The sequence below is a fragment of the Companilactobacillus keshanensis genome, assembly GCF_003946205.1.
Classification (GTDB): Bacteria; Bacillota; Bacilli; order Lactobacillales; family Lactobacillaceae; genus Companilactobacillus; species Companilactobacillus keshanensis.
This window is the reverse complement of record NZ_RHOS01000024.1, coordinates 1-21,097: the sequence shown is the minus strand read 5'-3', so window position 1 is coordinate 21,097 and position 21,097 is coordinate 1. Positions and strand designations below refer to the sequence as shown.

Here is a 21,097-nt window from a genome sequence, read left to right as displayed (position 1 = left end):
AATTATATATAGGTACGAATTATTGCACCTTTTTAATGTTTAATAATTCACCGGATACTGCATCAGCAATAAAATGGTATTGAGCAACATCGAATTCATCCATGGTTGTTACGCCACCAACGATTCCCCATGAGGATTGTCCGTTAACATCGACACGTTGGTAGAATGGTTCAACCCATGAACCAATTACTTTGCTGTCTTCGCCAAGAACTGATTTAACTTTATCAATAATTTTTGCACTATCTAAATGATGTTTTACTAGAACAGTAGTAGCAGCACTAGCTACAAGCACAGCACCACAAGCAATTAAAGAACCGAAACCTTTTTTACTCATTTGAATCACTCCTTGATGTTTTATTAACCATATATTAACACTATTATATATTAATCTACTAGCCAAGGACATTTAATTGACCGAATTAAAAATAAAAAGTATCTTAATTACAAGAGGTGAACGATATGAAAGAATTTGAGGATTATGGAACAAAAGATTGGCATGAAGTAACTAAAGAAGGTAAGTACGTTTTATTCTTCCACGCTGACTGGTGCCCAGACTGTAAGTTTATTGAGCCTAAGCTTCCTGAACTTGAATCTGAATATTCAGATTTCACATGGATAAGTTTTAATCGCGATAATAACATGGATATTGCTAGAGAATTAGATATTATGGGAATTCCTAGCTTTCTAGTTATTGAAAATGGTCAAGAAATTGGTAGACTAGTAAATAAAGATCGTAAAACTAAAGAAGAAGTTGAGACCTTTATTAATTCAGTAGTAAATAAATAATAATTGAGTGAGGGAATAATGTTATTAAGCTTTTATAACCCAGATGTCCTAGGTGACATTTTGATCGTGGAACTTGCAGATGATGCTGGGATCACACAATCAAGCACAAATAAGAATGATGTTGTAAGAATTTTTAATGATGAAACTGATGAAGCCATCGGTTTCAATTTTTTTGGTCTAGGTGAAAAGCTTAATTTGACTGAAAAGGGTCAGGTATTTTTAAATACTGATCAAGTTGCGATTCTAAATGATGCAATCACAAAATCTGGTTTCAATGATGAATTAGTCGTTGATAATAGTCCAAAATTTGTGATCGGTCATGTTGAAGAAATGAAAGAACATCCTGATTCAGATCATTTACATATCACTCAGACTAATGTTGGACTCGAGAAGCCTGTACAGATCGTCTGTGGTGCATCTAATATAGATCAAGGCCAATTAGTGGTAGTTGCTTTACCGGGTGCTGTTATGCCAACTGGTACAGAAATATGGCCCGGACAATTACGTGGTGTAGATAGTTACGGAATGATATGTTCCGCTAAAGAATTGGGTATTCCAAATGCTCCACAAAAACGAGGTATTTTAGTATTAGATTCAGGTAATGCTGGAGAAGCATTCGATTTTGATAAAGCAGCAAAAATGTTCGATTAGGAGTTATTTTATGGAAAAAACAGTTTATCATTTCGTTGGTATTAAAGGTACAGGAATGAGTGCTTTAGCACTTATTTTGAAAGATTTAGGATATACAATTCAAGGGTCTGATATTGATAAATATACATTTACTCAAAGAGGACTTGAACAAGCAGGCATCAAGATCCTACCTTTTGATGAAAATAATATTCATGAAGGCTTGACGATCGTTAAGGGTAACGCGTTTGATGATGATCAAGTTGAAATCAAGAAGGCTAATGATATGCATCTACCAGTTGTTACATATCCACAAATGGTTGGTAAATTGGTATCAGAATATACATCTATTGGGATTGCCGGATCACATGGTAAAACAAGTACAACTGGTTTATTGGCACATACTTTAAGTGGAATTGCCAAGACATCTTACTTGATCGGGGACGGTTCTGGTAAAGGTGTCAAGGGTGCTAAGTTTTTTGTCTTTGAAGCCGATGAATATCGTCGTCACTTCTTAGATTATTCACCAGATTACTTGATCATTACCAATATTGATTTTGACCATCCTGATTACTTCTTTGGCGGTATCAATGATGTTGTTGATGCCTTTGAGTCAGAAGCCCGTAAGACTAAAAAGGGAATTTTTATCTGGGGTGAGGATAAGCACGCTAAGTCTATCAAGACCGATGTTCCAGTCTATTACTATGGACTAAATGAATCAGATGATATTCGTGCAACCAATATCAATCGTACCGTTAAGGGTTCATCATTTGATGTTTCTATTAAGGGCGAAAATATTGGTAATTTTGAAATCCCATTATATGGTGAGCATAATGTTCTCAATTCATTAGCTGTTATTGGTGTTGGTCATATGGAAGAACTTGACCATGCTTTGATCAACAAGGAATTACAGACATTCAGTGGTGTTAAGAGACGTTTCAGTGAAAAGAAAGTTGCTGATATGGTTATCATTGATGACTACGCTCACCATCCACAAGAAATCAAAGCAACAATTGATGCTGCTAGACAAAAGTATCCTGATCGCGAAGTGGTCGCTGTTTTCCAACCACATACTTATACAAGAACATTGGCATTAATGGATGATTTTGCTAAATCATTAGATCTTGCTGATGATGTTTACTTAACTAATATCTTTGGTTCAATCCGTGAAAAACATGGAGATATTACAAGTAAGGATCTTGGCGACAAGATTCATAAGGGTGGAAAAGTCCTTGAACTTGAAGATATGTCTCCATTATTGGATTATCATAATGCTGTTCTTATCTTCATGGGTGCCGGGGATGTTCAAAAATATGAAACTGCTTATGAACAAGTTTTGAGTAACTTAAATCCTAATCAACAATAAAATAAAAAAAAGTCGTATCGAATAATTTTCGATACGACTTTTTTTAATCCCGAATAATATTATTTATATCGGAAAATGTGATGACATGGGCCTTACTCCTTGTATATAATGTTATTGTTATAAGGAATTTTATAGGAATAGGGTGAAAGTTGATGACAGAGGCAATCCGCGAAGCAGACCTTAGAACAATTGAAAATAACTTAAGTATTTTGGCCAACAGTATTGGAAGTGTTGACGCTAACGTACAGCAAGTTGATAGTGAAGTTTCTTCAATGCAAGATGAAATATCAGCATTAAGACATGATTTTAACAATTATGTTGAACAACAGATGCTGAGTAATAATCTTAGTGTAGCACATACTAAGATTGTTCAAATTGAACAAAAGATTGAAAAGGAATACGGACATTATGATGAAATAAGAAGAACTACAGTCGGTATTTTACAAGCGGATGATTTGGAAATTGTTCGAAAAGAAGTAATTACTTCTGCCAGTGAAAACATGATGATATCTGCTCCCGGTTATTGGTTAGCACCTTGTCTTGTCGCGCTGTCCGCATGGATAAATAATGACCATGAATTAGCTGATAAAGCTTTGCGTGAAGCTTTAAAACGCGACAGGGAGAAAACATCGTTACTGTTTGCGTTAATTTGTCGAAGGGCTGATCGTAAAAATGCCAGTTTAAAATGGACTTCTTATTATCTACAAAGCCAAGATGAAACTAAATTGGATAGAAATTCAATTATTATAATTGATGCCTTTGCAAACGGATTATTAGGTGTTGATGCAGAAGGTACCGTATCTAATACGCTTGAACAGTGGCTAAGTAATTTGGAAAATCGTCCTAACTTTAAGCAGCAACAGGAACAACAATGGGGAGAAGCACTCGCGCTCTATAAGCCAGATAAGTTGGAAAATCCTTATCCGATGCTACAACAATATTCATCCAATTGGACTGATTTAGAAGATACTTTAAAAGGAGCTTATTTACATAGAAAAATTTTAGAATATTTTAAAGAAATTTTTGATAAATTAGATTCAACCGAAAATATAAAAAAACAATTAGATAAAATTTTAATGTCATTAGTAACTGGATTTGACAACGAGGAATTGGAATATAAGCGAGAAGAACGACTTAATGAACTTATTATCAAATATGAAGGTAATAAGATAAGAGCCAAACAAGATATGGATGTAGAGAAGAGATCTTATGTTAAGAAGAAAGATTTTTCTCAATTGTTAACTGATGCAGCCTTAATGAACGGAGGCAGCGGTGGTAGTTCTTCAACTCAAAAATTTGCAATTGCTTTATCAAAGGATTGGATCAAGGATGCATATGGTGATTTAGTCGTTAAAAATCGTTCCAGAGTTCCAGAAGTAATAAATTATCAAATTAATGGATTCTCTGATTCAACTGAAAACGGTGAGAATGAAAACGAAAGTATAGATAAGTATCAATCAAGTATTGAGACGAAAAAACAAAACCAATTGAATGCAGCTAAAGTAACTAAAAATGGACTATATGCTGGAGTGGCACTTGCTGCTATTGGGACTATTCTTGCGTTAACAGGACACTCAATAATTGGAGTTATTTTATTATTTGCAGGTGGATTTTGGGCAATACGTTCTTGGAAAAAAGTTAGTTCTGTTGAACAAAGAAAGCAAGAAATTGTTAAACAGTTTGAAAAACAAAAAGTGGATGGTTCCAATATTATTAGACAGATAATGGCTGAAACGGTCGATATTAGGGATGAATTTAATGATGTGGATTCAGAATATGATAAAGTTATTGATTTCTTAGATCAACTGACACCACAACAGTATGTAAATAATCTTAATAGTAAAACTCGTCACATAAATTTAAAAGGTGAGGCTTAGTTATGGATGAAAAAAAAGATTCTGTCTTCCCATCAATTAATGATGTAGAGCAAGCTCCTAACGTAGAGAGAAATCTTAAGGAACATAAGGATGCATTTGCTAAGGGACTACCTGACTGGGACTTGGTTCCAGAAAACATTGTAGTAAGGAGACATTAATAATGGCAAACATCTCGACATATCGTGAATGGGTAGATTTATTAAAAAAATTTGATACTCATAAAAATGATGAACAAGTTTTGGAAACAGCAAAGAATGGTACATTGGTTTGGCAAAATGGTGTCGCGGATAGATTTATGAAACGTCTTAGCAAGTCAATTAATGAACGAATGAGTGGTTCAGTTAAGGATTTTGAAAAGCAGCTTGGGAATCAAGGAATACCAGAGGCTAATTTTGTTAAGGCAGTCCATCGATTAAAAAAAGAATTTGAAACGATGAGATTATTAATTAATATTGATGCTATTCCAACTGAACCCAAAAGAAAATTAGTAGAAATACTTTTTAATAGCCGAAAGGATCTACAAAAGAATTTGGAAGAATCAGCCAAAAAAGATACAAGTGGTAAGATGTCTAGCTTAGTTAGGAATAACAGAATAGACAACTAGAGGGGGAACATTTTTTGAGTGGAATAAAAGAAGCAAAAGATCTGTTAACTAGATATTCTATTGCTAGAATACCGTTTATTGCATTAAATACGATAGAAAGATCTAGGGCCTTAGATTTATTAAAGTCTATTTCAGAAGAGTTAAACCTAGGATTTTTAGTACATACTTTGTCAAAAGGTACATATAATATTGAGACTGATCAAGTAGTTAATGAAGACAAGTCTGTCTATGGAGCCATGGACTATGTGGGTGAAGAAATGAAACATCGTCAGAATCTAACACTGATTTTGACAGAAGTTCCCGATATATCCTCCGGTAATGATAGTGCTAAGCAAATTCTTGATTTGGTAACTCTAGCTAATGAGTCCGGTGGCATGGTTATTACTTTAACTAATAGTACAGTTTGGAGTCAGTTGCAGCGATTGGGTATGGTTCTCGAACTGGATCTTCCTGATGAAAATGAAATGTACGATATTATCTCTGAATATATAGATGATTATCGTAATGAAATTCCAATCGAATGGGATGACGAGGACGTTAGAGAAGCTGCCACATCATTAGTTGGTGTTACTAAGATCGAAACTGAGAATGTTATAGCGTCCTTGATCGCAAAAAAATCGATCAAAAAGGATGATATTGATGAAATCAGAAAATCTAAAGATAGATTGTTTACCAATATTTCGGGGTTAGAAAAAATAACAGTAGATGATAGTGTAAAAGAAGTTGGTGGTTTATCTGGATTGCAAAAATGGTTGGCATCTAAGAAAAAATTATTAACTCCTTCAAAACATGCTGAACTTAGAGAACGAGGGCTTCGACCACCAAGAGGAATATTGTTAGTTGGTGTTCCTGGTTGTGGTAAATCCTTATCAGCAAAATCTATTGCTGCTAATTGGAAATTACCACTGTATCGACTGGATTTTGCTACAGTTCAAGGAAGTTATGTCGGTCAAACTGAACAGCAATTAAAAGATGCACTCAATACCGCTGATCAAGTTTCTCCTTGTGTACTTTGGATAGATGAGATAGAAAAGGGTCTTTCAGGCGCAAGTTCCAGTAACGACGGCGGAGTATCTACAAGAATGGTCGGACAATTCTTGTTCTGGTTACAAGAAAGTAAGAAGCAAGTTTTTGTTGTAGCAACTGCTAATGATGTTAGTAAGCTACCTTCAGAACTGTTACGACGAGGACGATTCGATGAATTATTCTTTGTAGATCTTCCAACGGCTGAAGAGAGAAGAGATATTATCTCAATTTATATGAATAAGTATCTTAAAAAGGAATTCAGTGGTCCATTATCAGATAAAGTTGTTGAAATGTCTAACGGCTTTACTGGTGCAGATTTAGAATCAGCAGTTCGTGACTTGGCCTATACGACATTATCTGAAGAAGTCGATTTATCAGAAAAGTTGATCACAGATACTTTTCAAAATGTTGTTCCTTTGTCACAGACAAGCCCTGAAAAAATCGATGGCATTAGAGAATGGGGTAAGAGTCGTGCCGTTCCCGCTTCTGGGCGCCCAATAGGATCTGAAAGTAATGATTTAAATAATAAGGTTTCAAAGACTAGGAAGGTGCTTTTGTAATGCCAAGAAAGTTACTAAACATGGGCTCTAAAAATGCCTCTAGTCTCAATTTATCTGAGCATAAGAAAATAAATGCCAAAACAGTGACCAAAGAGGGCAGAATAGCTAATATATTGAGAAAGAAACGTTCGAAGGAATATATGGAGGCACTTAGGAAACTTGATATAGGAAATGGAAGATTGAGTCAATTAGAATTAGATAGGTTAATCTCCACCATTAGAAGTGAATTTCCAGAGGTTGATCTTAGTGGTATATTGGAAGGATATGTTTCAAAATGCTATCTGGGAGGCACTTATGAGGTTCATACGTTGAACTATATTCTCAGTATAGTTACACATTATCATTCTGGAGAAGTTCTTCCAGGTGGAATGGAACGTGCTAGATCTTTAGCCAAAAAAGGGATGTATGACTATATTGAAGTTTACAGTGATTGTTGCAGAGCTGTAAGTTCAAATGGAAATGTCTCAGTGATTGAAGTATAAAAAATAGACTATGAATTCTCATTAAAATCAGAATTCATAGTCTATTTTATTTTATAAACGGTCAATTATAATTTTTAAAAACCTTCAAAAAATCGTTTAAGAAATTATCTGCTTCCCTACCAGGAAATTTGGTACTTATTAACCCGTATGAAACAGTTATATTCGTTTCTAGTGGAATTGTTACCAAATTCGGATGAATATTTTTCCATGGAGTCAGCGAGATCAATGGAATGTTTTCGTCAACCGCTCTATTAAAGGTATTAATGTCGTAGCGACCATCAGTTTCAATCAATCTAATGCTTGGAGTTTCATTTAGCATTTCCGAGCGCAACTGATCATTTTTTTCACTGACACCTATTGGCACCGTGAGTACTTTCTGATTGCATAAATCCTTAAATCTAATGTTTTCGAGTTGTGCTAAAGGATTGTCACTTCTAATTGCTATACCAAAATGATATACACCTAGTTCTATTGCTCTAAATGATTGTTTTAGGGTTGCATTATCGAAAGTTCCAACAATTAGGTCACTACTACGACCTAAAAGAGCATATTCTCGATTACTAGAATTTAGGTCTTCCTGTAATTGAACCAATCGTAATTGGTATTGGGACAAATTTGGAGCTAATTTACGCCATAATGTCATAAATGGATCAGCAGGATGAAGAATTGATGTACCAATTGAAATAACATGTTTATTATCAGATCGTACTTTTCGTGTTTCTTCTATAGCTGTATTGAGTAGATCTAATAGTTGATATACATAGGGAAGAAACTTTCGACCTTGTGGCGTAAGTGTTACCCCGGTTGCTGTTCGAAAAAATAATTTTAAGTTGAGTTCGGCTTCTAGGCGATTGATCTGTTTCATGACCGCTGTTCCCGAAATAAAGCTTTGCTCGGCAGCTTTTGTAAAACTACCAAATTTGTTAACTCTAATAAACGTTTGAAGTTGATTAATATCCATATGTGTTCTGCCTCCATGGATTAAGCATAAACTTTTGGATAATACTAGGTCAACTATGAGATCCTTCAATAATTTCCTAATCATCATATAATAGTGAATGTAATCAAGATAATAAAGCAAAAGCGAAAGAGATAGGATGAACAAAAAGTTCTTATATAGATTAGGGATCTTATTGTTACTTGTAATATTATCAGAGTGTTGTTTAACCGAGAATTAACAACCGGCAAAACAAGATCGATAGAAAAGTCTTCAAAAGTAGAGAGGATTTTAACTGATGTGAAGGAATTTACTATCTACTCTGCAAAGAAAGCATAGTTTTAATGATTTTTATTAAGTTAAGGGGAAAAAATGAAAAGAATTATTTTATTAGGCGCAACAAGCAATATTTCAAAATTTTTAATTCCAGAACTATTAAATCAATCGGATGTTCAATTGACTTTGTTTGCTCGTCATGCGACTAGCAGATTACAAGCGTATGCAACCAAGGCCAATGTCCAGTTGGTTGATGGTAATTGGAATGATCCGAATGATTTGAAGACAGTATTAATCAATAAAGACATTGTTTATTTGGCCACAGGCCATTTTATGACTGCTAACAAAAATGTTGTGCATGCAATGAAAGAAAAAGGTATTGAAAGGTTAATAGTAGCAGGGGGTCTTGGTATATATGATGAGGTCACGGGTGAATTTGGACGATGGAATGCCCAAATGATGGGTGATTACACAGAAATTAAACGTGCCGCCAAGATAATCGATGATAGCGGATTGAACTATACCTTTTTACGAATGGCATGGTTATATAATGATCCACAACATACTGAATATACAATAATTCCACAAGGCGAGGAATTTAAGGATACACAAGTAACTCGACAAGCGGTAGCAAGGCTGATTGCTAATATCATGCAACATCCAAATTTGTATCAACAAGCCAGTATTGGTGTCGCAGAACCCAATACAGCATGGTCAAAGCCATCTTTTTATTAGGAGATCAATTTATGAAAGTTACAGTTATTTTAGATAAGAATGGATATTTGCCAGCAGCGTATACTAGTTTGGCTAATGAAGGACATGATGGTCAACCAGTTATTTCATTTCCAATCGAACTGAAAGATATTCCCAAAGAAGCCGTATCGCTCGCTATTACACTTATTGATTATGATGCAGTGCCATTGACTGGTTTTCCGTTTATTCATTGGATAGCAACTAATATTCCTGCAATGACCAAAATCCCAGCCGATTTTAGTAGAAACTTTACTGGACCACAAGGACAGAATTCTTGGGTGTCTCGTTTTTATGGTCTAGAAGATGACTATTTTACCAATCATTACGCTGGTCCGAATCCGCCAGATAAGCCACATAAATATACGTTGACAGTATTTGCACTATCCCAAAATTTACAATTAGATAATGGATTCTTCTACAATAATCTACACGAAAAATTAACTAGTAATGTATTGTCAAAAAGCGAAATACAAATTTTTGCAAAATAAGTATAGAAAGAATGGAATAAAATAATGAACAAAAATGAAAATGACGTAAAAAACGGTTTATTCAATATTGGTGAACTAAATTTAGCTTTTAAAGATTACTTTGTGGGTGAGAGTTACCACAATTCGTTAGTTAAAGACCCAGACGTTAATGTAACAGTTAGTAATGTCAGCTTTGAACCCGGATCGCGTAACAATTGGCATATACATCATAATGGTTATCAAATTTTATTAGTTACGGGTGGAGAAGGCTGGTATCAAGAAGCTGGAAAAGAAGCAAAGCGATTACATCCCGGTGATATAGTCGTAACACATGACGGGATCAAACACTGGCATGGTGCAACAAAAGATAGCTGGTTCAGTCACATAGCAATAACTGCTGGGACACCGGAATGGCTAGAACCAGTAAGCGACTTAGAATATCAAAAACTAAATTAGGGAGAAATAATTTGAAAAAAATAACGCTTACCCTCAATGAAACGGTCTTTAATGCTAATTTTGAGGACAATCAAACTGCTAATACAATAATTGATAAAATGCCACTTGGCTTGGATATGATGAATTTGTATTCTCGGGAATTGACATATCGTTTTAAGGAGTCACTCCCGCAAATGAGGCCCAAACGAGAGGCTATGCTGTCGGAGATATTGCATACTGGACACCTAGACACAGTTTCGTTATTTTCTATAAACAAACTGGAGAGGTGATTAGTGAGTTACAAAAAATTGGTCATATAAATGATGAAAGTAAACTTTTGAAACTTCACATGGGTAGTTCAGTTGAATTAAAGTTGGAAAACCTTGATTAAGGAGATTATTTAAAACATGTTCAATTTCAAAGATAAGGTTGTCATTGTTACAGGTGCACGTACAGGAATTGGATTAAGTGTTGCCACTTTATTTGCTGAGGCGGGCGCTCACGTTGTACTAGCTGGACATCATGAGCCAGATGCCGAAGCAAAGAAACTAACCAAACAAGGATACTCAGCAATATCTTTTCAATGTGATGTTTCACAACCGAAAGATGTTCACGATATGGTTAATTTCACAATTAACCAGTTTGGGCACTTGGATTATGCGTATAATAACGCTGGAATCCAAAGCCCGGTAACTGATACAGCTGATTTATCGATAGAAGAATATGACAACATAATGGATACAAATCTAAAGGGTACTTTCTTATGCATGAAATATGAGTTAGATCAGATGCGAACTCAAAATAAACCAGCGGCTATTGTAAATTGCTCATCTATGGGTGGTTTAGTTGGTATTGCAAATCGAGCCGCTTACCATGCATCAAAACACGGTGTTCTTGGATTAACTAAAAGTAGTGCCTTAGAGTACGCGAATAGAAACGTTAGAATCAATGCTGTCTGTCCAGGAGTTATTGATACGCCAATGGTCGAAAGAATGGATAGCTCTGAGAAAGAAGAGATGTCCGATTTAATTAAAGAGATTCCAATGGGAAGATTAGCTCAACCTGAAGAAGTTGCAAAAGTTGTTTTGTTTTTATGTAGTGATGCTTCAAGCTACATGATTGGACAGGCTATCTCAGTTGATGGTGGTTATACAGTACATTAAAAAAGGGGGTAAGCAGTATAGTGAAAAATATTTTGATTTTAGGTGCTAACGGTCGAGTTGCCAAAATTGTGGAACAAAGATTGCTTGACGAAAGTGATGCTCAATTAACATTAGTTTTACGCAAGTCAAATCGATTGAAGATTATAAACAACGATCGAGAAAAAGTTGTTGAAGGAGATGTGACTGATTCTAAGTTGTTAACCTCAGTAATGGCTAAGCAAGATGTTGTATATGCAAATTTAGCGGGCGACATGAAGCTACTTGCGGAAGTCATTGTTAAATCCATGGATACTAATCAGTTGAAACAACTCATTTGGATCACTGGATCTGGATTGTATCACGAGACACCGGATCCATTTGGTTCATGGGTTGAAAATACAGTTGGGCATGCTGCCAAAGAAGATACTCGCAAGGCGGCTAAGATAATTGAAGAGTCTGATTTGCAATATACGATTATTCGCGCAGCCGTTATGATTGATGATAATGATATTGATTACGAGCTAACGCAAAAAGGTGAATTATTTAAAGGAACGTTGGTATCCCGCTCTAGTATTGCTGATTTGATCTTGAATATTATAGATAAACCAAGCCTATATATAAGAAAAAGTTTGGGTATTTCCAAACCAGGAACTGATGGGGACTTACCGCAAATAATATCAAGATATGGATCAAAAAATAATTAGGACAATATTATCATTGTCATACAGAAAAGCCTCCTTCAACATTCTTGAATAAATCAAGAAGTTGAAGGAGGCTTTTTAGATGTAAAGTTCGATTGCTCTTTTTTTGTCTGTTGATTTGAGATAAGTCAATTTTCTTACAAGTTGGCATTGAAGAAGTCATTCAACTTATCAAATGGAATCAATTCAGTTCTATCGTACAAGTCTACATGTCCTGCATTGGGAACTTTATATAACTCCTTAGGTTCTGTAGCGGCTGCATAAGCATCTTCACTAAACCCTAGTGAAATTGCATTTTCTCCAGCGATAAATAGTAATGGACGAGGCGAAACGGTGTCCAGATCTTGTAATGAGTAAAAATTCAATAATTTGATGAAACTTGTCTTAGTAGGCTTAGTCGTTGTTGCGGCGGCTCCTCTTTGAGTTCTGTAAAAATCATAAAATTCTTTCGAGAAAGCATCTGAATTCTCATCGATTGTTTCGGGAGTTCCGCTAGTATATTCGGTAGTCTTTCCCGAATTTTCCAAAGTTCTTTCTTTAGACGTGTCGTCGACCATAGCAGATTTACCCATGGCATCGCGCATTCCTCGTGCAACGGCACCCATATCAGTCAAACTAATAGTGGCAATTGCTTTAAGCCTTGAATCGACTTTGGCTTCATTTAAAGAAAAACTTCCGGATGCACAAATTCCAATGACTCCAATTTTGTCATTATCGACAAATTCCAATGATTCAAAGTAATCAGCAACGGCAGAAAAACTTTCAGAATAAATTTCTGGTGCCATGGCATTTCTGGGTGATCCGTCACTTTCTCCCCAAAACATTTGATCAAATGATAATGCTATGAATCCTAATTCTGCCATCTTTGTAGCATATAAGTTAGCGGCTTGTTCCTTAACAGCACCATTAGGTGTCCCGACAATTAATGCTGGATGAGTGCGAGACTTATCTAAATTTTTCGGCGTGAATAAATTTCCAACAATCTTCATACCATAAACATTTTTGAAAGAAACGGGTTTCATGTTGACTTGATCGGAAGTGTACCAATTGTCGGCACTATGAGACTGATCACCTGTAGGTAAATCGGCGTTTCTAGAATCCACGTTTTTAACACCTTCAAAGTAAACAGGTTGATTTTTTTCTACATCCATAATTTGAGCTCCTCTTTTAAAAACTTTGTTAGGAAATAACATATCCTCACATTTTCTATCATAATGTTAAAACCAAATAGTATCTAACACAAATACTTATAATAGATATGAATGTATGCATAACAGTTATAGTTAATATATAACTATTAATTATGAATGAGTATTTGAAATTGGTATTGGATTCAGCGTGTTCACGGTAATAAAGTAATCACAGCAATTCCAATAAAGGAGGAGATGTGAAAAATGAAAATAGTTGATCGAGCAATAGAAAACAAATACATCAAAGGTGACAGTTCTGAATTTCCTGAAATAAAACAAATCGTCGAGGAAAATTCAGAACTATTAATAAAACTGAATTATAACTACCAAGATAAACAACAAAGGCTCGAGTTATTGAGTCAAATTACACACCAGACAGTTTCAAGTACCAATGAAATCAATACACCTTTCCATACTGATTTCGGTCCACATATATTTTTGGGTGAAAATGACTTCATCAACAAAGATTGTATGTTTGTTGATCTTGGTGGTATTTATTTAGGAAATAATGTTTTGATAGGACCTCGTTGTACTATTATTTCAATTAACCATGATGAAGAACCGGAACATCGCACAAATTTATTACCTAAAGCCGTACATATTCATGATGGTGCTTGGTTAGGAGCTGGGGTTATGGTTTTACCTGGAGTTACTATCGGGAAAAATGCGATTGTTGGAGCTGGCTCAGTAGTTACTAAGAATGTTCCGGAGAATATGGTTGCAGTTGGCAATCCAGCTAAAGTTATTCGGAAAATACAAAATAATTAGTATAACAAATTGTAATGATTATTCATGAATTACAAGCATTAGACATATATGGATTTTGACACTAAGATACGAGATATAAATTTATTTTGAAAGAGGAATGAAATATGACTGTAGAAAATAAGGTAGTAGTAATTACTGGTGCATCTAGTGGTATTGGCGCAGCAACGGCCAAGAAATTAGCAAAAAATGGAGCCAAAGTCGTTTTGGGTGCTAGACGTGAAGAGAAGTTAAAAGAAATCGTAGAAGAAATCGGTGAAAACGCAAGTTATCAAGTAACAGATGTTACAAATCGTGATGATGTAGCAAAGTTGATCAATGTTGCTAAAGAAGAATACGGACGTGTCGATGTTTTGTACAATAACGCCGGAATCATGCCACAAGGAAACTTAGCAGATCGTGACTACGATAAGTGGCAAACAATGCTAAACATCAATATCATGGGTGTACTAAATGGTATTGGTGAAGTTCTACCAATTATGCAAAGACAAAAGGACGGATTAATTATTAGTACAGATTCTGTTGCTGGACATGTGGTTTATCCGGCATCAGCTGTATATAACGGAACCAAATATGCAGTAAGAGCAATTATGGAAGGACTTCGTCAAGAAGAAAAGGATCACGGCATCCGCTCAACAATTGTTTCTCCAGGAGCAGTTAAAACTGAATTAGTTAACTCGATTGGCAATGAAGCAGTTGTTAATGGATTAAAGCCTATTTTTGATGCCCCTGAAGATAGCGGTATGACACTGTCTGCCGATGATATTGCAAACGCAGTTCTATATGCGATCAATCAACCAGAACATGTAGCAATAAGTGAAATTCTCATTCGTCCATCTAGACAACAAGTGTAATTATGAGAAAAAATAGATTACTTTTAGCAACGATAGCAGTGTCATTTATTTTTATCATCGGATGGAAAATCAGTGCTAATGAACAGATTGTTTTTGCTAAAGATACTTTAGTAGATGTTAAAATTGGCGAGGAAAATTATTCAGCCAAACTTAATAGTAGTCCAGCCTCAAGGGCATTAATAAAGAAATTACCAATGAAATTCGATTTCCGACATTCTCCGGGATTAGAAGAAAAAATCTCAGATCTAAATTTTAGTCTGAATACAAAGGGAATGCCAAAAGGTGCTAAGGCAAGGCCAGGAGATATTGGATATTGGTCTCCAGACCACCGATTAGTACTTTATTGGGGTAATGTTAGTTATTATTCAGGAATACACTTGATGGGAAAATTTTCGTCAAAAAAAGCCCAGTCAGCAATTAGACATATGCATGATGGGGATGTTGTTTCTGTTAAGACTCACCACTAACAGGGGTTTGAAAAAAATCTTTCAAAGAGATCATTAGAACACACCAAAAAGACTAGTTTCTTAATAGGAAACTAGTCTTTTTTTAGTTTCATAATAATAAATTTTTCGATGATTGAATGATGTGGCTCAAGTCGATGTCTTTAGTGGTCTTTTACCATTTAACTCAAAATATCGGTCCGGTTACTTGGTCGTAGCCTGTAGACCGTGTATAAATATATCCAGACCATAATTGAAAGCTTCATCCGGATTAGCTAAGTCAATAGGTGAAGGAAACTGCTCCGCAAACTCGGGGGGCATCTGTCTCTGGGAGTCCCGGGCAAAGTACTGCTCGTCAGCCACGTAAGACAGAACAAAGTTATTTCCCATATTTCCTGCAACCGTCAAATGCCGCTTATCCACTCCCAGGTCCTGCATCAATTTCATGCCCAACACAATTAATTTGGTTCGGTTAGGCGTAAAGGGATAAGTATCCTCAAAAATCCTAGGAGAGTCATTTACCCGCTTCAACTCTTCTCGCAAAATGTGAGCCAACTGGTAAAAGTCACAGTTTTCGACCTTGGCCAGACGTTGGCTGATTCGACTAGAAATTAACTCAGCGATACCTTCCATCAATTCATCTTTATTTTTAAAATGGAAATAAAGTGAAGCGGCCTTAACATCCAACGCCTTTGCCAAGGTTCGCATGGAAAGCGCCTCTAAACCATCTTCATTCAATAGCGAGATTGCAGCCAATTGAATCGTCTGCCGATCAAGTTTCATATCGTCATCTCCAATCTAACATCGTTAGTTAATATTATTAGTATACCACGATTTTTTGTTAAAAGGCTTGACAAACAGCCTAACGGTGTTAGAATTTGATTATTAATCTAACGACGTTAGGTTGACTAATTAATTATAAATTGGAGGTTTCACAAATGATTATTATTGTTACAGTTTCAATTATCATGGTTGGTATTTTCTTCACGGCAGTGACGTTAAAAGGTATGGATGCCACGTTCAAACAATCTCGTAAAAATAAAAAGTAATCTTTTTACCATTAATCTAACGGTGTTAAGTTTGTTCATTTCAGGGGGTAATTTTATGCAATTTTTAGAAATTAACAATATTCACAAATCGTATCACTTAGCGGACGGCGCTGAGCTACCAGTTCTTAAGGGCATCAACGCTACATTCGGTCCTGGAGAATTTGTCTCCATTGTCGGCGAATCAGGTGGTGGAAAGTCAACGCTAATGAACATCATAGCTGGGTTAGATAGCGAATACTCTGGTGACGTTTCAATTAACGGTCGCTCACTAAAGCAGATGAATGAACGCGAGCTCGATCAGTATCGACGTGAAAATATCGGATTTATTTTCCAGTCTTTCAATCTAATCAGCCATCTCACCATTCTGGAAAATGTCTTAGTAGGTCTGGAAATGACCAATCTCACGCACGCTGACCAAGTTAAAAAAGCCAAACATTTATTAACTGAAGTTGGCTTGGAAAAACGAGAAAACGTTTATCCTAATCAACTTTCTGGTGGTCAAAAGCAACGGGTTGCGATTGCCCGGGCGTTGGCAACCGACCCACAGATTATTATTGCAGATGAACCAACTGGCGCTTTGGACGAGCAGAACACCCAGGAAATTTTAAAATTGCTGGATAGGATTGCTGCTCAAGGTAAGCTGGTAATTGCCGTTACCCACTCGCAGGCAGTTGCCAAACATGGTACCCGAATTGTCCATTTAGACCATGGTATCCTTGACCATGATGAAACGCTGAAGAAACCCTATAATGATATTTCTCAGCAATCTACATTGGGAAGCCATCACTTGCGGTTCCGGGCAATTATCCAAATGGCCCTGAAGCATATGCAGCGGAACTTTGGCACAAATTTGTTGATTACGTTGGGTGGCGCTGTCGGTATCTTCAGCGTCGTGCTCATGTTGGCGCTCGGCCGGGGGATCGGTGGATACATTAGCCATGAGATCAGTGGAAACCTGAACCCGACTACCAGCGAGGTGACGCATAAGGTTAAGGACGGAAACACAGCGGCCGTCGAAATGACTGCCAAAGATATTTCCAAACTGAAGGGCCTAACTCAGGTCACTCATGTGGAGAAGGGCTTCTTCATGCCAAGTGTCCAGGTTCAGTACCATGGCCGTAACGTGACGACTTCTTACTCCCAGACTTACAATCGGACATTCTTACGCAAGAACCTTATTAAAGGGAAGAATCCGACGGATAACAACTCGATTGTCCTTAGCCGAGACATCGCTAAGAAGTATAATAAACAGCACTATCAGAATTTACTTGGCAAAACAGTAACGGTTTACGTCAATGCTACTGATGAACATCAACGTCCTGTTCTGTTAAAGAAAGAGGTCAACGTGGTGGGCCTCACCAAGTCCAGTAACACGGCCGTTCTCAGTTGGGAAACAGTAGCCAATATGGCGAAAGATCAGAATGTGAAGCTCAAACCAACATTTCTCGCAGTCACCGTTCGTCAACTCAAAGATGTGAAACCATTTGAAGCTCAGGCAAAGAAATTGAACTATAAGCTGACAGGAGTCGGATCATACATTAACACAATAAACCAGTATGTTTCCTTAGCTTCATACGTGCTTGCGGGGATTGCAGCAATCTCGCTGATTGTTTCAGCCATTATGATTATTGTTGTTCTCTACATTAGTGTCGGCACGCGAACAAAAGAAATTGGGATTCTACGGGCATTAGGCGTCCGCAAAGCGGATATTCGTGCGCTCTTCGTCTCCGAAGCTATGATTCTGGGACTCCTGTATAGTGTGCTCGGTCTTATTTTTGCAGAGTTATTGGGACTCGTAATCAACACTGCCGCTAAAGGTTTTGTTCATTACAGCATTATTCAGTTAGCCCCGAGCTTCATGCTCTTCGCTATTTTGGTCGGCGTACTCATCAGTCTGGTAGCCGCTTGGGCACCAGCACGGAAAGCCGCTAAGTTGGATCCAATTGAGGCCTTGTCGTATGAATAGTATAGACTTCATTAGGCTTTGATGTGGATATTGCAAAATAGGCATCCCCATTATCTGGGGATGCCTATTTTTTTGTTTTATATCAGATTTATTTTTCTAGAAAGGAATTTTCCTGAAATCGTTGCATCATTGTCTAGTTTTCCTCATAGACGACAGTAAGTCGCTTTCTTTGAGACCACGATTCAATTGCTGTCAGTCATTATTAAAGAACATCTTTAAGCCAACATTACGATTTAGCTGTGTCTGGGTCGAACTGCATTCCACCGCTAAATGGTGCTGCATCGATCGCTGACATTTCCTCATCAGTTAATTTGAAGTCAAAATCATCTAAGTTTGCTGCCATATGTGCTGGACTCACTGATTTAGTCAATGGAATAATCTGTTTTTGAATCAACCAACGCAAGATAACTTGTCCTGGTTCCTTACCATACTTCGATGCAATCTGATTGACTGTTGCTTCCGTGAGGACATTACTTCCTGGTCCACCAAAGGGACTCCAAGCCTCAACAAGAATATCATTTTCTTGAGCAAAGTTGGCCGTGGCAGTTTGAGCAAAACCGGGGTGGTACTCAATTTGATCTATCATTGGTTTAATTTCAGTATCTTCAATCAGTGCTTGAAGATGATGATCTAAGAAGTTGGAGACCCCAATTGCCTTAATTTTACCAGCTTTATATAGATCCTCTAATGCACGCCAAGTATCTGCATTTAATTCGCGCCAGTCATCGTGCCATTTTGCATTGGCAGGCCAGTGGATCAAGTAAATGTCCACATAGTCTAAACCTAAACGTTCCAAAGAATCGTTAAAAGCTTTAGTAGTTCCTTCATAACCACGATGAGTAAACCAGGCCTTCGTGCCGATCAAGACATCTGACCGTTGCAAGCCATTTTCTTCGATTCCTTCACGAATACCTTGCCCAACACTAGTTTCGTTACCATAGGCCTCAGCTGTGTCGATCAAACGGTATCCACTCTTAATTGCATCCTTAACTGCCTTTACCGTATCCAGCCCATCAGGAATGATTGTTCCAAAACCAACGACTGGAATTTTGTATCCGTTATTTAATGTGTAAGTTGATGTCTTATCCATTTTAATCACCTAATCCTTTTCTATTTTAATTGAGAATTGTTGAAACATTTTGAAAATTATTCTTTTTATAGCTATTTCTCGCGATTATGGCCATATTGCTTTCCTTCGTTCAATTGAAGACGTAAATAATCAATCGCAGCGACCTGATCTTCACACTGATGAATATCAGCTAATTTTTCATTGCGTTTAAGAGTCAAGAGCCTTATCTGTTGTGTCGTTGTCTGTTGACTGTATTCATTCAGTTGTAAATAAGTTGTCACTTCATCTGAATTAAATCCTATCGTGTAAAGTTCAGCAATAGTTTGGAGATAGACGAGATCAGTGTCGGTATATTCATACTCATTTGAACTTGTGTCATCATTTTTTATCCAGATATCATAATCGCTTAAAATTTGATCTGACAACTTATATCTTGCTTGTACTGCACGCCGATCCAATTTATAAACCTCGCTGACATTTGAATTTTTGAAAAATTTCAGAATACTTATTGCTTTAAAATAGCCACTCGACCAAACACGTGGTTATTTTCCAAATAGTCCTGCGCATTTGCTATCCCATCGCGGGTTAACGGAAAAGTCTTTTGAATGGGCACATGCAGTTTATCTGATGCAATCAAGTCCAAAATTTTTGCTAGAGTTCCAGTACCCTGAGCACTCAAGAACTGCGCCTGTACTTGTGGATACTGTGTCGTTAAATCGGTCGACAGGTGTTCTACCAAAGTAACCAATCGTCCACCAGGTTTCACAACATCAAAGCTGTGACGTAGAACCTCACCACCAACGGTATCAATGACCAAATCCAAGTTTGCTACTTGGTTCCGAAAATCAGTGTTATAGTCTATAACTTTATCAGCTCCCAGAGCTTCCAATCTTGATGCGTCTTTAAGGTTAGCCGTAGTATAAACCGTGGCGCCAGCCTGTTTAGCTAATTGAATTGCTAAAGTTCCAACTCCGCCAGCTCCACCATGAATCAGTACTGATTGGCCTGCTTGTAAATGACCGTTGTCAAACAAAGCGAGGTAGGCAGGTACGCCCACCATAGTGACAGTTCCTTGGTCTAAAGCAACACCATGAGGCAGACGCGCTATTGTTTTTGCATCTAAAATTGCCATATCCGAGTAGGCTCCCAGTTTGGTATTACCCACGATACCCAAAACAATTTCGCCAATCTGATAATCGGTCACTTCTGTACCTGTTGCAACGATTCGACCCACAGCATCTGTACCCAGCACTGCCGGGAATTGGATTGGCATGCGTTCTCGGAAATTACCGCGTCGCATCCCAATATCAAATGGGCTCACGGACGTACCTAGGACTTCAATCAACACTTCACTGGCTTTTAAATCTGGTACTTGTACCAACTTCTCCTCTAAAACTGAACTGTCTCCATAGTCATTCATAACGACTGCATTAGTTTGCATTTTCATGACCTCCATTACGTTTCCTAAGTTGATGACTGTAGTGTATCGTCTTTTATCTGATATGTTAAATGCCTATTTTATTTGATTAGTTATTCATATTTTGCATTTCTTATATAAAAAAAACTGTAGGCTAGAAGCCTACGGCACTGCAACTATTTTTTGAGACATTAAAATAAAAGCACTTCTTTTATTGGGCTATTAAGTTCCGGTATTCTACCGGCGACTGATAGCCCAGTTTTTCGAATATTCGTTCTTCATTCCAAAATTTGATGTATTCTTCT

General features: G+C 37.0%; 25 protein-coding genes and 1 pseudogene. 18 read left to right on the top strand and 8 right to left on the bottom strand.

The genetic code is table 11. From position 1 onward, the window contains the following. Positions 1 to 19: 19 nt before the first annotated feature. Entirely contained in the window at positions 20 to 334 is a 315-nt protein-coding gene (locus EKM64_RS10345) for a hypothetical protein (protein WP_125591451.1), read from the bottom strand. Between the two features lie 125 nt (positions 335 to 459). Here EKM64_RS10345 and EKM64_RS10340 point away from each other — a divergent pair, with 125 nt between their 5' ends. From EKM64_RS10340 to EKM64_RS10310, 8 genes are all read left to right on the top strand, one after another. Next, positions 460 to 786 carry a thioredoxin family protein gene (locus EKM64_RS10340; RefSeq protein ID WP_125678314.1) on the top strand — a complete coding sequence of 109 codons (327 nt, stop codon included), beginning with the start codon at positions 460 to 462 and terminating at the stop codon, positions 784 to 786. Between the two features lie 18 nt (positions 787 to 804). Further along, complete coding sequence (gene ytpR / locus EKM64_RS10335) at positions 805 to 1,437, top strand: YtpR family tRNA-binding protein (RefSeq protein WP_125678312.1); 633 nt, start codon at positions 805 to 807, stop codon at positions 1,435 to 1,437. 10 nt (positions 1,438 to 1,447) lie between these two features. Then, complete coding sequence (gene murC, locus EKM64_RS10330) at positions 1,448 to 2,779, top strand: UDP-N-acetylmuramate--L-alanine ligase (RefSeq protein WP_125678310.1); 1,332 nt, start codon at positions 1,448 to 1,450, stop codon at positions 2,777 to 2,779. A 152-nt stretch (positions 2,780 to 2,931) separates the two neighbouring features. Next, positions 2,932 to 4,656 carry a hypothetical protein gene (locus tag EKM64_RS10325; RefSeq protein ID WP_125678308.1) on the top strand — a complete coding sequence of 575 codons (1,725 nt, stop codon included), beginning with the start codon at positions 2,932 to 2,934 and terminating at the stop codon, positions 4,654 to 4,656. Between the two features lie 2 nt (positions 4,657 to 4,658). Beyond that, the gene (locus tag EKM64_RS11440) at positions 4,659 to 4,814 is read left to right on the top strand and encodes a hypothetical protein (protein ID WP_164505358.1); all 156 of its coding nucleotides are present in this window, start codon (positions 4,659 to 4,661) and stop codon (positions 4,812 to 4,814) included. Between the two features lie 2 nt (positions 4,815 to 4,816). Further along, on the top strand, positions 4,817 to 5,260 hold the full coding sequence (locus EKM64_RS10320) for a hypothetical protein (protein WP_125678307.1): 444 nt from the start codon (positions 4,817 to 4,819) through the stop codon (positions 5,258 to 5,260). A gap of 14 nt (positions 5,261 to 5,274) precedes the next feature. Continuing rightward, complete coding sequence (locus EKM64_RS10315) at positions 5,275 to 6,846, top strand: AAA family ATPase (protein WP_125678305.1); 1,572 nt, start codon at positions 5,275 to 5,277, stop codon at positions 6,844 to 6,846. Beyond that, positions 6,846 to 7,328 (top strand): hypothetical protein, encoded by a 483-nt coding sequence (locus tag EKM64_RS10310; protein ID WP_125678303.1) that lies wholly within the window; start codon positions 6,846 to 6,848, stop codon positions 7,326 to 7,328. Before EKM64_RS10315 ends, EKM64_RS10310 begins: the two co-directional genes overlap by 1 nt. A gap of 61 nt (positions 7,329 to 7,389) precedes the next feature. On the opposite strand, the gene EKM64_RS10305 is transcribed toward EKM64_RS10310, so the two are convergent. Further along, positions 7,390 to 8,289, bottom strand: coding sequence for a LysR family transcriptional regulator (locus EKM64_RS10305; RefSeq protein WP_125678300.1), 900 nt, complete (start codon positions 8,287 to 8,289; stop codon positions 7,390 to 7,392). Between the two features lie 348 nt (positions 8,290 to 8,637). Here EKM64_RS10305 and EKM64_RS10300 point away from each other — a divergent pair, with 348 nt between their 5' ends. From EKM64_RS10300 to EKM64_RS10275, 6 genes and pseudogenes are all read left to right on the top strand, one after another. After that, entirely contained in the window at positions 8,638 to 9,276 is a 639-nt protein-coding gene (locus tag EKM64_RS10300) for an NAD(P)H-binding protein (protein WP_125678298.1), read from the top strand. Positions 9,277 to 9,287: 11 nt separating this feature from the next. Continuing rightward, positions 9,288 to 9,782, top strand: coding sequence for a YbhB/YbcL family Raf kinase inhibitor-like protein (locus tag EKM64_RS10295; protein ID WP_125678296.1), 495 nt, complete (start codon positions 9,288 to 9,290; stop codon positions 9,780 to 9,782). 24 nt (positions 9,783 to 9,806) lie between these two features. Then, entirely contained in the window at positions 9,807 to 10,217 is a 411-nt protein-coding gene (locus EKM64_RS10290) for a cupin domain-containing protein (RefSeq protein WP_125678294.1), read from the top strand. Next, positions 10,172 to 10,587: pseudogene (locus EKM64_RS10285) on the top strand (cyclophilin-like fold protein). The gene EKM64_RS10290 and the pseudogene EKM64_RS10285 overlap by 46 nt, the downstream one beginning before the upstream one ends. Before the next feature lie 16 nt (positions 10,588 to 10,603). Beyond that, positions 10,604 to 11,359 carry an SDR family NAD(P)-dependent oxidoreductase gene (locus tag EKM64_RS10280; RefSeq protein ID WP_125678292.1) on the top strand — a complete coding sequence of 252 codons (756 nt, stop codon included), beginning with the start codon at positions 10,604 to 10,606 and terminating at the stop codon, positions 11,357 to 11,359. A gap of 20 nt (positions 11,360 to 11,379) precedes the next feature. After that, complete coding sequence (locus tag EKM64_RS10275; RefSeq protein WP_125678289.1) at positions 11,380 to 12,042, top strand: NAD(P)H-binding protein; 663 nt, start codon at positions 11,380 to 11,382, stop codon at positions 12,040 to 12,042. A 134-nt stretch (positions 12,043 to 12,176) separates the two neighbouring features. Here the strand turns inward: EKM64_RS10275 and EKM64_RS10270 are convergent, their stop codons facing one another. After that, complete coding sequence (locus tag EKM64_RS10270; RefSeq protein WP_225421007.1) at positions 12,177 to 13,190, bottom strand: alpha/beta hydrolase; 1,014 nt, start codon at positions 13,188 to 13,190, stop codon at positions 12,177 to 12,179. A 243-nt stretch (positions 13,191 to 13,433) separates the two neighbouring features. Between EKM64_RS10270 and EKM64_RS11710 the strand changes: the two genes are divergently transcribed. The 3 genes from EKM64_RS11710 (at position 13,434) to EKM64_RS10255 (ending at position 15,315) form a co-directional block, all read left to right on the top strand. After that, positions 13,434 to 13,997, top strand: a complete 564-nt coding sequence (locus EKM64_RS11710) for a DapH/DapD/GlmU-related protein (protein ID WP_125678287.1) — start codon at positions 13,434 to 13,436, stop codon at positions 13,995 to 13,997. Positions 13,998 to 14,101: 104 nt separating this feature from the next. Then, positions 14,102 to 14,848, top strand: a complete 747-nt coding sequence (locus EKM64_RS10260; RefSeq protein ID WP_125678285.1) for an SDR family oxidoreductase — start codon at positions 14,102 to 14,104, stop codon at positions 14,846 to 14,848. Positions 14,849 to 14,850: 2 nt separating this feature from the next. Beyond that, entirely contained in the window at positions 14,851 to 15,315 is a 465-nt protein-coding gene (locus tag EKM64_RS10255; protein WP_125678283.1) for a cyclophilin-like fold protein, read from the top strand. A 180-nt stretch (positions 15,316 to 15,495) separates the two neighbouring features. On the opposite strand, the gene EKM64_RS10250 is transcribed toward EKM64_RS10255, so the two are convergent. Continuing rightward, positions 15,496 to 16,074: a TetR family transcriptional regulator gene (locus tag EKM64_RS10250; RefSeq protein ID WP_125678281.1), complete on the bottom strand. Its 579-nt coding sequence runs from the start codon at positions 16,072 to 16,074 to the stop codon at positions 15,496 to 15,498. A 321-nt stretch (positions 16,075 to 16,395) separates the two neighbouring features. Here EKM64_RS10250 and EKM64_RS10245 point away from each other — a divergent pair, with 321 nt between their 5' ends. Further along, positions 16,396 to 18,306, top strand: a complete 1,911-nt coding sequence (locus tag EKM64_RS10245) for an ABC transporter ATP-binding protein/permease (protein WP_125678279.1) — start codon at positions 16,396 to 16,398, stop codon at positions 18,304 to 18,306. Between the two features lie 226 nt (positions 18,307 to 18,532). On the opposite strand, the gene EKM64_RS10240 is transcribed toward EKM64_RS10245, so the two are convergent. The 4 genes from EKM64_RS10240 to EKM64_RS11775 form a co-directional block, all read right to left on the bottom strand. Next, positions 18,533 to 19,396 (bottom strand): aldo/keto reductase, encoded by an 864-nt coding sequence (locus tag EKM64_RS10240; RefSeq protein WP_125678277.1) that lies wholly within the window; start codon positions 19,394 to 19,396, stop codon positions 18,533 to 18,535. Positions 19,397 to 19,467: 71 nt separating this feature from the next. Further along, positions 19,468 to 19,800, bottom strand: coding sequence for a hypothetical protein (locus EKM64_RS10235; protein WP_225421006.1), 333 nt, complete (start codon positions 19,798 to 19,800; stop codon positions 19,468 to 19,470). 80 nt (positions 19,801 to 19,880) lie between these two features. Next, on the bottom strand, positions 19,881 to 20,795 hold the full coding sequence (locus tag EKM64_RS10230; RefSeq protein WP_225421008.1) for an NADP-dependent oxidoreductase: 915 nt from the start codon (positions 20,793 to 20,795) through the stop codon (positions 19,881 to 19,883). Positions 20,796 to 21,003: 208 nt separating this feature from the next. Further along, positions 21,004 to 21,087, bottom strand: a complete 84-nt coding sequence (locus EKM64_RS11775) for an IS3 family transposase (protein WP_225420984.1) — start codon at positions 21,085 to 21,087, stop codon at positions 21,004 to 21,006. Positions 21,088 to 21,097: the final 10 nt, after the last annotated feature.

Excerpts from the sequence above, each read along its gene's own strand:
- EKM64_RS10325 (WP_125678308.1), top strand. The coding sequence starts at position 2,932 with ATGACAGAGGCAATCCGCGAAGCAGACCTTAGAACAATTGAAAATAAC.
- EKM64_RS10345 (WP_125591451.1), bottom strand. The coding sequence starts at position 334 with ATGAGTAAAAAAGGTTTCGGTTCTTTAATTGCTTGTGGTGCTGTGCTT.
- EKM64_RS10255 (WP_125678283.1), top strand. The coding sequence starts at position 14,851 with ATGAGAAAAAATAGATTACTTTTAGCAACGATAGCAGTGTCATTTATT.
- EKM64_RS10340 (WP_125678314.1), top strand. The coding sequence starts at position 460 with ATGAAAGAATTTGAGGATTATGGAACAAAAGATTGGCATGAAGTAACT.
- EKM64_RS11440 (WP_164505358.1), top strand. The coding sequence starts at position 4,659 with ATGGATGAAAAAAAAGATTCTGTCTTCCCATCAATTAATGATGTAGAG.
- EKM64_RS10300 (WP_125678298.1), top strand. The coding sequence starts at position 8,638 with ATGAAAAGAATTATTTTATTAGGCGCAACAAGCAATATTTCAAAATTT.
- EKM64_RS10305 (WP_125678300.1), bottom strand. The coding sequence starts at position 8,289 with ATGGATATTAATCAACTTCAAACGTTTATTAGAGTTAACAAATTTGGT.
- EKM64_RS10310 (WP_125678303.1), top strand. The coding sequence starts at position 6,846 with ATGCCAAGAAAGTTACTAAACATGGGCTCTAAAAATGCCTCTAGTCTC.
- EKM64_RS10240 (WP_125678277.1), bottom strand. The coding sequence starts at position 19,396 with ATGGATAAGACATCAACTTACACATTAAATAACGGATACAAAATTCCA.
- EKM64_RS10290 (WP_125678294.1), top strand. The coding sequence starts at position 9,807 with ATGAACAAAAATGAAAATGACGTAAAAAACGGTTTATTCAATATTGGT.
- EKM64_RS11710 (WP_125678287.1), top strand. The coding sequence starts at position 13,434 with ATGAAAATAGTTGATCGAGCAATAGAAAACAAATACATCAAAGGTGAC.
- murC (WP_125678310.1), top strand. The coding sequence starts at position 1,448 with ATGGAAAAAACAGTTTATCATTTCGTTGGTATTAAAGGTACAGGAATG.
- EKM64_RS10270 (WP_225421007.1), bottom strand. The coding sequence starts at position 13,190 with ATGGATGTAGAAAAAAATCAACCTGTTTACTTTGAAGGTGTTAAAAAC.
- EKM64_RS10260 (WP_125678285.1), top strand. The coding sequence starts at position 14,102 with ATGACTGTAGAAAATAAGGTAGTAGTAATTACTGGTGCATCTAGTGGT.
- EKM64_RS10320 (WP_125678307.1), top strand. The coding sequence starts at position 4,817 with ATGGCAAACATCTCGACATATCGTGAATGGGTAGATTTATTAAAAAAA.
- EKM64_RS10250 (WP_125678281.1), bottom strand. The coding sequence starts at position 16,074 with ATGAAACTTGATCGGCAGACGATTCAATTGGCTGCAATCTCGCTATTG.
- EKM64_RS10230 (WP_225421008.1), bottom strand. The coding sequence starts at position 20,795 with ATGAATGACTATGGAGACAGTTCAGTTTTAGAGGAGAAGTTGGTACAA.
- EKM64_RS10295 (WP_125678296.1), top strand. The coding sequence starts at position 9,288 with ATGAAAGTTACAGTTATTTTAGATAAGAATGGATATTTGCCAGCAGCG.
- ytpR (WP_125678312.1), top strand. The coding sequence starts at position 805 with ATGTTATTAAGCTTTTATAACCCAGATGTCCTAGGTGACATTTTGATC.
- EKM64_RS10245 (WP_125678279.1), top strand. The coding sequence starts at position 16,396 with ATGCAATTTTTAGAAATTAACAATATTCACAAATCGTATCACTTAGCG.
- EKM64_RS10280 (WP_125678292.1), top strand. The coding sequence starts at position 10,604 with ATGTTCAATTTCAAAGATAAGGTTGTCATTGTTACAGGTGCACGTACA.